This window comes from Pontibacter sp. HJ8 (assembly GCF_054824225.1).
In genome coordinates this window covers 1-1975 of sequence record NZ_JSYF01000152.1, presented here as the reverse complement: position 1 = coordinate 1975, position 1975 = coordinate 1, and the positions used below count along the sequence as shown (strand labels likewise).

Sequence of the window (1975 nt, the reverse complement as noted above, 5' to 3'; positions counted from 1 at the left end):
ACCGATGCCGCTTCAGTGGAGCCGGCCGGTTATGCGTTGTCCTGGTTTTTATCTTTGTAAAAAGATCCCAGCGCTTCCTCCAGGTAGTTATACTCAAAGGTGAATCCAGTCTGCAGCACTTTGCTGGCACTCACCCGCTGACCTGCCAAAACGACTTCACTCATCTCGCCCATCATCAGGTTAATGGCAAAGGAAGGCACTTTCGGCAGTACCAGCGGCTTTTGCATGGCTTCGGCCAGCGCGGTGGTAAATTCCTTGTTGGTGACAGGGTGAGGTGCGACGGCATTGTATACGCCTTCAAACTGTGCATCTTCAATAGCCCGGATATAGAGGCGGCAAATATCATCGATGTGCACCCAGGACATATACTGCCTGCCACTGCCCAACGGAGCGCCGGCCATCAATCTCACCGGGCGGGCCAGTTGGGGCAAAGCGCCTCCCTGGTCGCTGAGTACGATCCCCATCCGCAGGATGACCGTCCGGATGTTGAGGTCCTTCATCTGCCAGGCGGCCGCCTCCCAGGCTTTGCAGATCCGGGCCAGGAAATCATCCCCGTATACGCTCTCTTCTGAAACCAGCTGATCGCCCGAATTGCCATAGATCCCAACGCCCGACGCCGAAACAAATCCCTTGACGTGATGCTCGTTCCGCTTCAGGCTTTCGAACAGCAGGTTTGCGCTATCTACCCGGCTATCCAGGATTTCTTTCTTCCGCTCGTTAGTCCATTTTTCGTCCGCCAGGCCTGCGCCCGCCAGGTGTATGATGTAGTCGGCATAGGTAACAGCGCTGTCATCGATTGTCTTGGCATGCACGTCCCAGCGGAAGGTCTTGTAATGCGAAAATTTATCCGGTTTCCTGCTCAGGTGAGCTACTTCATAGCCCTGGTCAATCAGCATCTCGGACAGCCGCGATCCTATCAGGCCTGAACCGCCTGTAATAAGTATTTTATCAGGCATAGCTTTTTTGTGGCATAAAACGAATCATATAGGAATATACCTATACGTAGAACAGGTGAAGTTTCGTTGTGTGTCTTGCTTAAAAAACCAGCAAGCGTGTATTCGGTCGGCGAAAAGGGATGTAGAAGTTATTTTTTGCGGATATGGCTCAGGAATTCAATCCGGTACTGATCCTGTTCGAACAGGCCGGAATATTCTGCGGTGATGGTGCTGCTGCTGACATCGTTCACGCCGCGGCTCATCACGCACAAGTGGTCCGCCTCGATCAGGACAGCTACGTTCTCTGTTTTCAGGGCTTCCTTCAGTTCATTGGCGATCTGCATGGTCATACGCTCCTGCACCTGTGGGCGACGGGCGTAGTAATGCACAATGCGGTTGAGTTTGGAGAGTCCGATCACGTGCTCGTTGGGCATATAGGCCACATGTGCCTTGCCAATAATCGGCACAAAGTGGTGCTCGCAGGAAGAGTATACCGTAATGTCGCGCTCTACCAGCATCTGGTTGTACTTATACTTGTTCTCGAAGCGCCGGATCACAGGTTTGTTATCGGGGTTAAGGCCGCTGAAGATTTCCTGCACATACATTTTGGCAACGCGCAGCGGGGTACCCTTCAGGCTGTCATCGGTCAGGTCGAGGCCCATCGTATGCATGATCTCCCGGAAATGCCTTTCGATGATCATGATCTTTTCAGCGTCAGAAAGGTCAAATGCATCAGCGCGCAGAGGCGTTGCCAATGAACTCATCAAGTGATCGTCCATCTCTTCCGCTCCGTGGGCCGGGTCCTGGTTATCCATTATATTCAACAAAGTTTCGTTCAGTTTCATAAAGTGTTACGGCTAAATCATAGTCCCTGCTGATTCTTTCGCGCAGCTTCTCCCAAATCACGATGGCAATATTTTCGGCTGTAGGGTTCAGACGCTTAAACTCTTCTGTGTCCAGGTTAAGGTTTTTGTGGTCAAACCGCTCTACTACCTCTTCCTGTACCAGGGTGCTGAGTTTTTTCATGTCATACACATACC

3 protein-coding genes are annotated in these 1975 nt (G+C 51.7%); all 3 read right to left on the bottom strand.

From position 1 onward, the window contains the following. Positions 1–29: 29 nt before the first annotated feature. Positions 30–956, bottom strand: a complete 927-nt coding sequence (locus OB13_RS07980) for a TIGR01777 family oxidoreductase (RefSeq protein ID WP_461489630.1) — start codon at positions 954–956, stop codon at positions 30–32. Positions 957–1084: 128 nt separating this feature from the next. Beyond that, positions 1085–1780 (bottom strand): GTP cyclohydrolase I FolE, encoded by a 696-nt coding sequence (gene folE / locus OB13_RS07975; RefSeq protein ID WP_461489629.1) that lies wholly within the window; start codon positions 1778–1780, stop codon positions 1085–1087. Next, positions 1743–1975 (bottom strand): 6-pyruvoyl trahydropterin synthase family protein (locus OB13_RS07970; protein ID WP_461489628.1); only part of this gene is annotated, 233 nt, incomplete at its 5' end. The genes folE and OB13_RS07970, both read right to left, overlap by 38 nt.